The 7,515-nt window shown below is 39.7% G+C and carries 6 protein-coding genes and 1 pseudogene; 4 read left to right on the forward strand and 3 right to left on the reverse strand.

Annotation, left to right across the window (positions count from 1 at the left end):
* Positions 1–196: IS1 family transposase (locus PSE7429_RS26670; RefSeq protein ID WP_144052543.1), on the reverse strand; the 196-nt coding region annotated here is incomplete at its 3' end.
* A 120-nt stretch (positions 197–316) separates the two neighbouring features.
* Here PSE7429_RS26670 and PSE7429_RS28040 point away from each other — a divergent pair.
* The 3 genes and pseudogenes from PSE7429_RS28040 to nifK form a co-directional block, all read left to right on the forward strand.
* Positions 317–490 carry a putative 2OG-Fe(II) oxygenase gene (locus tag PSE7429_RS28040; RefSeq protein ID WP_407681162.1) on the forward strand — a complete coding sequence of 58 codons (174 nt, stop codon included), beginning with the start codon at positions 317–319 and terminating at the stop codon, positions 488–490.
* 334 nt (positions 491–824) lie between these two features.
* Complete coding sequence (locus PSE7429_RS19010; protein WP_009628957.1) at positions 825–1,100, forward strand: PAS domain-containing protein; 276 nt, start codon at positions 825–827, stop codon at positions 1,098–1,100.
* A 213-nt stretch (positions 1,101–1,313) separates the two neighbouring features.
* Positions 1,314–2,319: pseudogene (nifK, locus tag PSE7429_RS28045) on the forward strand (nitrogenase molybdenum-iron protein subunit beta); the annotation flags it as partial.
* 88 nt (positions 2,320–2,407) lie between these two features.
* Here the strand turns inward: nifK and PSE7429_RS19020 are convergent.
* Positions 2,408–4,549, reverse strand: coding sequence for an ATP-binding protein (locus tag PSE7429_RS19020; RefSeq protein ID WP_009628960.1), 2,142 nt, complete (start codon positions 4,547–4,549; stop codon positions 2,408–2,410).
* A gap of 13 nt (positions 4,550–4,562) precedes the next feature.
* Complete coding sequence (locus PSE7429_RS19025) at positions 4,563–7,094, reverse strand: hypothetical protein (protein WP_144052544.1); 2,532 nt, start codon at positions 7,092–7,094, stop codon at positions 4,563–4,565.
* A gap of 3 nt (positions 7,095–7,097) precedes the next feature.
* Between PSE7429_RS19025 and PSE7429_RS26025 the strand changes: the two genes are divergently transcribed.
* Positions 7,098–7,373: a hypothetical protein gene (locus tag PSE7429_RS26025; protein WP_144052545.1), complete on the forward strand. Its 276-nt coding sequence runs from the start codon at positions 7,098–7,100 to the stop codon at positions 7,371–7,373.
* Positions 7,374–7,515 lie beyond the last annotated feature (142 nt).

Below are 7,515 nucleotides of genomic sequence, written 5' to 3' on the forward strand. Positions count from 1 at the left end.
TACATCTCTCAATTTGTCTAAATCCCATGCCGTTGCAGTACATTTTTAGGCATATTCTTTTGACATCTTGCGAATATCCAAGCACTGAGTAGTTATCAATGAACTGACGACCGCAATCAGCACAAATATGATTTTGTTTGTCTCCTCGTTTCCCATTTTTACGAATATGTGTTGAACCACACTTTGGACATTTCATTGTTTTTCATTGCTAAAACTCGTTATCTTTTATTTACTCATTCATCTCTCATTTGTGCAACGCCAAGTAGTTCGGCATAATTAAAAACCAAAACCAGAGGGCATACCGACCGCTGCGCGAGTGTTATGCTCTTCTCGGTTTTATGTTTACTTATGCCTAGCTACTTATAAACTTCGTATTGGTTCTATGCTTCTTTTTCCCAGTTGGCTTGGGCATGGGGTAGAGACGAATATGAGCGAAGAATCTCGAATTACCATTGCTTTCAATATTGGGATGACTACAAATACTGAATGAGGATATCTCTATACCTCACAACATTATTTCCTAATAATTGAGTTGTATGGAAACTCACAAGCCCCTTATCGCCAGTCTATATCCCCTTGGGCGATATGGGAACAATAAATTAGCCTGATTCATCCTCTCTCATCAAGGAAGAGCGATCTGGGAATTTCATATAATATCAATTAATAAGAAGTGATTGAAACAAACTAAGTAGTTGTTATTTTCGGAATTCATGTTATGTGGCACTGGTCGCTCAAGCAGTGATAAATAGCTGTAAAGCTTATCCAGCAAGGATTTATGGCAATTGACTGCAAAAATGTGAAAAGCTTGCCCAGAAATACTTTGAGTGACTCATCCCTCTTTTACAGTCCAGTGCCATTACTCAATTATTACCACAAATCTTGATGGCATCATTCAGGTTTTCAATCAAGGTGCTGAACAAATGCTGGGTTACAGTATGGGAGAGATTGTCGGACAGGCTACACCTGCAATCTTTTGTGATGATCGAGAGATTGCAGAACGAGCGGTAACTCTCTCTACAGAATTAGAACGTGATATTCCTGCTGGGTTTGCAGTATTAACAACCAAAGCATCTCGGCACTGGACTGTAAAAGAGGGATGAGTCACTCAAAGTATTTCTGGGCAAGCTTTTCACATTTTTGCAGTCAATTGCCATAAATCCTTGCTGGATAAGCTTTACAGCTATTTATCACTGCTTGAGCGACCAGTGCCAACTGCTAAAGTTGCATAGATCTCCCCATCTCCCCTTATCTTGCAGTGTTCAGTTTGCCGTAGGCAAACTGAACACTCAAAGCCCTTATGGAGAATTAAAATCATGGCTCAGAATAACGTTAACGACATTCAAGATCACGCTCGGTTATTCCACCAAGACGAATATCAAGAGCTGTTTAAAGCGAAGAAAGAATTTGAAGGTGGACATAGTTCCGAAAAAGTCGCCGAGATTGCTGACTGGACAAAGAGCTGGGAATATCGCGAAAAGAATTTCGCCCGCGAAGCCCTCACCGTCAATCCCGCTAAAGCCTGTCAGCCCCTCGGAGCAATCCTTGCAGCAGTTGGTTTTGAAGCTACATTACCCTTCGTACATGGTTCTCAAGGTTGCGTGGCATATTTCCGCAGTCACTTCACTCGCCACTTTAAAGAACCCTTCTCAGCAGTATCCTCTTCGATGACAGAAGATGCAGCGGTTTTTGGCGGACAATTGAATATGATTGAAGGTTTGGCAACTTCCTACAATCTCTATAAGCCCAAGATGATTGCTGTATGCACAACCTGTATGGCAGAAGTAATTGGTGATGACTTACAAGCATTCATCAGCAATGCTAAGGCAGCCAATTCAGTTCCTCAAACTTTCCCCGTTCCCTACGCCCATACCCCTAGTTTTGTCGGTTTCCCACATCACGGGCTAAGACAACATGATCAAGGGTATTCTCTCTAACCTGACGGCAGGTAAGAAGCAAGAAACCACCAACGGCAAGATTAACTTCATCCCAAGATTTGAAACCTACATTGGTAACCTGCGCGAAATCAAGCGCTATGCTGATTTGATGGATGTCAATTACACCTTGCTTGCTGATAACTCTGAATACCTAGATTCGCCTAACACTGGTGAATACCAAATGTATCTCGGTAGAACCAAGCTAGAAGATGCTGCGGATTCGATCAATGGTGAAGCGACGATCGCATTCCAGTCCTATGCCACCACCAAGACCAGAGAATACATCGAAACCGAGTGGCACTACGTCAGCCGTCCCGTCGGTATTCGCGGTACTGATGAATTCTTGATGAAGCTCTCGGCTCTCACTGGCAAGCCCATCCCTAGGGTTTGAGCGCAAAGCGCTGTATGTCCCACCTAAGGGAACGTACTCAATATGAGCAAGTTCGCTAGCTGACGAGAAGTTTCATCAATTTCTAGAGATATCCATGCTCAATGTTATCTTTTAAGATTTTACCCATTTTTTGATATTCTCGTCGAATTGATTGGATGATGTGTCGTCTTTCAACTATCTTGCCTTCTCTCACAGCAAAAAATGCAGATCTTAAGGCAATATTACGAATATTTGCCCCTGTCAATTCAAAATTATGGGACAAGAAACTAAATCCTAGATCATCTTCACAGGGAGTATCTTTAGGAAATGCTTTTTGCCAGATTTGATATCTTTGCTTTTCATTTGGCAATGAAAAATCAATAATAAACTGTAGCCGTCTTGTGAAAGCTTCATCCATATTATTACGAAGATTTGTTGTTAAGATGGCTAGTCCTTCGTATTCTTCCATTTTTTGGAGAAGGTAGCTTACTTCAAGGTTTGCATAGCGATCGTGGGCATCTTTCACATTACTTCGTTTGCCAAATAAAGCATCTGCTTCATCAAAGAGCAAAATAGCATTTGCGTCGGTCGCTGCCGTGAAAATCTGATTGAGATTCTTTTCTGTTTCACCAATATATTTATTGACTATTTGAGATAGATCGATTTTGTATAAATCCAGTTGCAATTCTTGAGCAATGATTTCGGCTGACATGGTTTTACCTGTGCCCGATATACCTGAGAATAGTACATTTAAGCCTTTGCCTAATGAATGCTTTTTATTAAATCCCCATGTATTCCAAACTAAATTTTGGTATTTAATCTGATCACAAATTTCCCTAAGCTGAGCTTCTTGGTGATTGGCTAAAACGATATCATCCCATACATATTTTGGCAGAATTTGTTGCGAGAGAGATTTAAGATTCTGACTTGATAAGCCTCGGGCTGCATTAAAAAGATGACTCACTTGTATTCTTTGAGTGGATAATTCAGATATCTCTTCTTGGTCTAAGTTATGCCATTGTTGATGATTTATTGCGATCGCTACAGCATTAGCTATTTGAGCAGAAGTTAGGCGGAGGCGATCGCTCAGGTTTATGAGATCGTCACTATCTAAATGAATTTGAGCAGCTTGAAGATGTTTTTCCCAAAAATGCTGACGCTGCTCCACATTGAGCATGGGGAAAGAAATATTAACTACACCTTGAAGCCGAGTATTAATATTTTTCCACCCAGTAGATCCACTGAGGATAGTTACTCTATTTTGATCAGCCAATAGATTAAGAATATCTTGATACCGATTTTCATAATCTGGCTGTTTTAATCGATCTAATCCATCTATATAAAGTAATATATTTTGAAATTTAGCTTGCCTCAAAAGAATGTTAAATGTTGATGGTAATTCTGAATTTACCTCTGAGATATTGTTCAGACTAGCAATTATAATTGGCACATTTAGTGCATAAGCGATCGCTTCGCCTACGTCCTGTTTGATCGATTGATCTGTGCCATGAAAATATAGTACTAATGGTATTTGCGTCTCCCAGTGATACTGGACAAGTTTGGGCAATGTGTACTTAATTTTGCCGGACAATGGCAAATGATGACCATTCCATTTAGGCATAATTAGCTTGCAGAAATGACTCAGTCGCTCATCTAAACTTTGTTGTCCTAATAGGAAATTAACAACTAAAGGATCAAGCTTAATAATATGAGATAGTAGTGAAGGTAAGGATTGATAAGGGTCAGAAATTATCTGAATTAACCCATGACGAATAAGCGGAGAGTCTGGACTAAAATGAATTCGTTGTGCAAGTTTTTCTAGGGCAGAATCGCATAATAAATTAAGACTTAAATCAACAGTTGGACGCTTTGTCCGCACATCATCTTGTAGGTAAGCATATAGACGTTCATAGCGACGATCGAGTTCTGGCGCTAAGGCGATCGCCAAAATACCCAGATCAAAGCGATCTAACCCAAATTGCTCCTGAAGCCAAATAAATTTAGAAGTTTCCGCAGTACCAGACAATTCAAAGCGAAGATAATTCTGTACCGATGGTGAAACTGATGATGAAAAAAAAGGTTCAGAAGGAGCTTGTTTTAATAACCGTTCTACTTCTGACTCTCCGATCTGAATACCCCGATAAGGATCAGCATCTATCCCCCCAGCAAATAATGTTTGAGCCGCTATAAACGCTGCCTCTAAACGCTGATCCAACTGATGTAAGAAATAAAGTAACTCATCCATATAAATTCTCAGACTAGTCTAAAGCCTTAGCTAACTCCTTTTCAATATCAGCAATTTGCTTCATGAGATCATCCTCAAGGTTAACTTCTTCTTTATGTAATTCATTTTTGGCATTCATAAATGCTCTTTCTTGCTCATTCATCTCCGTAAGCTTGTTCATGCTTGTGCCTTCTTCTAGCTGTTGAAGATTAGCGATCGCTGCATCTACATCCTCCAAGACTTTTTCCGCCTTAATCTTAGCCTCTATAGCACTCTTAAGAAAATTGGAGTGTAACTCATGCTTTTTAGAATATTTGGTTTGCAACTCTGTTAATTGACCAATACGTTTTACAAAGCTCTCTGAATTTTTGATGCCAAGTTCTGTCAATTTAATCAAAGTTTTCTCTTTGATACTTTCCTTTATCTCAGCTTTCAAACCAGATGCCTTCTTAGTCAAAGCTGATGCGTTAGATTTTATCGTTGAAGCTTTCTCTGCAAGACTAGGAAAACTTTCTCTCGCCTTATCTTTTAGAGAAGCAAAAGACTCTTTCTTTTCTTTCTTAAAGTCGTCATACTTTGTTTCCATTAAATTTTTCTTGTCATCAATAGCTTTTTCGACTTTGAGTTTTTTCTCCCGACACTTATTATAAATCTCATTATATTTGTCACGTAGTTTATCTGGGATAAATGTATCCTTTAATGCTTCTTTACCTTTTCCTAGAAACTTAACAGCTTTTTTGAGTTTACTTCCAAGCCCACTCTTGTTCTTTGACTTCTCCTTAGAATTGTTGTCTTCATTTACTAAAGTTTCAACTTCAGTTTCCAATTGCTTATCCAACTTCGTCTTTTCATTCTCCAATTCCTTACTTAAGTCTATTTTTTGGCTATTTAAAGAATCTTCTTCTTGTTCAAGACTCTTAGCAAGCTTAATCAATTCGTTATAACGATCTATTTTTATATCTATCTTTTCGAGATTTTTAATATATTTTTCGCTCTTTTCAGTTTCTTTATTAATCACTTTTTTGGCTTCATTAAGTGATCTAATGTACGCAGCTTTAACTTCATTAATAATTTCCTTGCGCTTTTCTCCACTACCAGCGATCTTTTGTGCGGCATCCTTTAAAATTGCCTCAGCAATTTCATTCTTAATTGATTCATAGGATTGTTCTTCTAATTTTATAGAAGTCTTATCAAATGTCCCTCCAATTACACCACTAAACTTGGGTGGGTCTATACGAAATCCACCATTTTCGTCAAACACTAGCTTTCCTTCTAATCTGCCAGCACCTAAGCTACACTTTGCCCTGATTCGGTATAAATTTTTGGTGAAGAAGTAGAGGGCTTGAGCTTGGACTCCCGCGGAAAGCGATGCTTTAAACTCAGCATTTGCATAGTATTTTGATGTTAATTTAGTTGCGTCAACTTTCTTGGTTTCCTCGTCATATTTTAACGAGCCATTAAGTTCTAATCCACCATTAAAAGCAGCATCACAGCCACCAGAAACAAATGCTTGAATTGCAGCAATGTACGCGCTTCCTACACCCACCTTTGCCTTTAAATCAACTCCTAAAAAGCCATGGATCTCTGGGTTGATACCTAAATTCCAATCCTGCGCCGCTTGCTTAGCGATCGTGCCTTGTAAACTAGCACCAATGCCTCCCTTTATGCCGAGTTCAAGCCCAGCTTCTACCCCCGGTACAATGGGATAGTCGAAACTAATATTTGGCCAAGAGAAGAAATCCCCAGGAAAAGTAATATCTCCTTTAGCTTCAAGCTTTGCTTCTTCAACTTGAATTTTGCTTTTGCCACTACCCTGACTGCGATCGAGTTTAACCTTACCGCTACCTCCAGCAGTTAGATATTTACCAAAATGCAATCCCACACCACCACTTACTGTCGTGCTATATCTGCTCGTAGCGCCTTCAACAATGAGAGCAGGTTTCTTAATTGATAAAACTGTTCCTAGAGAAATATCGCCCGTTTGTGCTTTGATCGTGTCCCAATCAAGTCCATTGCTATCAATTCTTGCATTATCAATGCTGGCTTTAGTATCGTTTAGCTGTTGAATGGTGACGCTGGCTTGACCGATAGTCACCTTTTTATCGGCATGGTAATATTGAATCTTGCTTGCTTCAAATTTTAGAACGTCAGCTATAGTTCCTTTAAGACTGACACTGTTATTGGGACAACTCCACTGCCCCTTCACGTTTTTGATAGTGAGTTGCCCCTCAGCATTAACTTCAGCTAGGTTGGATGTTCCAAGATTTACGCCCAAAGCGCCACTAAACTCAGATGCGTAATCCTGTTTTGCTCCACCAATAGTTGCGGAAACTGCATTGATGTTGGCATATTGTCCTAAAGCAATATCGGTGACACTGAGTTTAACTTTATCCCAATCAAGTCCATTGCTATCAATTCTTGCATTATCAACACTGGCAGTAGCATTATAAAGGTCAGGGATTGTGATGCCAGCTTGACCGATTGATACTCTGGTATTTTCATGGTCGTATTGAATATCACTGGCACTGAAATCAAGGATATTAGCGATCGCGCCATTTAGCTTCACATCTTGCTGTGTACTACCCCATTTGCCATCTTGATACAGGACAGTGAGTTTACCACTGCCATTGACTTTGACAATGTCACTCTGTCCAAGGTTGACGCTAAAGTCGCCTGTGAACTTGGAGTTGTATTTATCTTTTGCACCACTGATAACTGCTTCAGGTTTGCTGATGTTGACATAGCTACCGAGAGCAATTTGGGTTGCGCTGAGTGTGACTTTGTCCCAATCAAGTCCATTGCTGTCAATTCGTGCATTCTCAACGTTGGCTTTGGCATCATTTAGTTTCGGAATTGTGATGCTAGCTTTGGCGATGGATATCTTGGTATTTTCGTGGTCGTATTTAATGTCACTTGCGTCAAAGTTGAGGATATTGGCGATCGCGCCATTTAACTTCACATCTTGATGTGTGCTACCCCATTTGCCA

Origin of the sequence: Pseudanabaena biceps PCC 7429 (genome assembly GCF_000332215.1) — a bacterium.
In the GTDB taxonomy this organism is placed as follows: Bacteria; Cyanobacteriota; Cyanobacteriia; order Pseudanabaenales; family Pseudanabaenaceae; genus Pseudanabaena; species Pseudanabaena biceps.

Coding starts and splice junctions, on each gene's coding strand:
- PSE7429_RS19020 (WP_009628960.1), bottom strand. CDS start 4,549: ATGGATGAGTTACTTTATTTCTTACATCAGTTGGATCAGCGTTTAGAG.